Genomic DNA, 237 nt, shown 5'->3' on the forward strand with positions numbered 1-237 from the left:
TGATTATTTCCAGATTCTGCTAATACTTTACCATAACTAGTTAAAGTTATTATATTATTAGGTTCAAGTTGTAAAGACTGCTCAAAAATTTCACAAGCTTTTTGATTATTTCCAGATTCTGCTAATACTTTACCATAACTAGTTAAAGTTATTATATTATTAAGTTTAATTTGTAAAGACCGCTCAAAAATTTCACAAGCTTTTTGATTATTTCCAGATTCTGCTAATGCTTTACCA

Annotated in this window: 1 protein-coding gene; it reads right to left on the minus strand. The window is 26.6% G+C overall.

What is annotated here, in order from left to right; all coding sequences use genetic code 11:
- Window positions 1–237, minus strand: a 237-nt coding sequence (locus PL9631_RS25825; RefSeq protein ID WP_156090729.1) for a tetratricopeptide repeat protein, incomplete at both ends; no start/stop codon positions are given.

The sequence above is a fragment of the Planktothrix paucivesiculata PCC 9631 genome (genome assembly GCF_900009265.2).
Classification (GTDB): Bacteria; Cyanobacteriota; Cyanobacteriia; order Cyanobacteriales; family Microcoleaceae; genus Planktothrix; species Planktothrix paucivesiculata.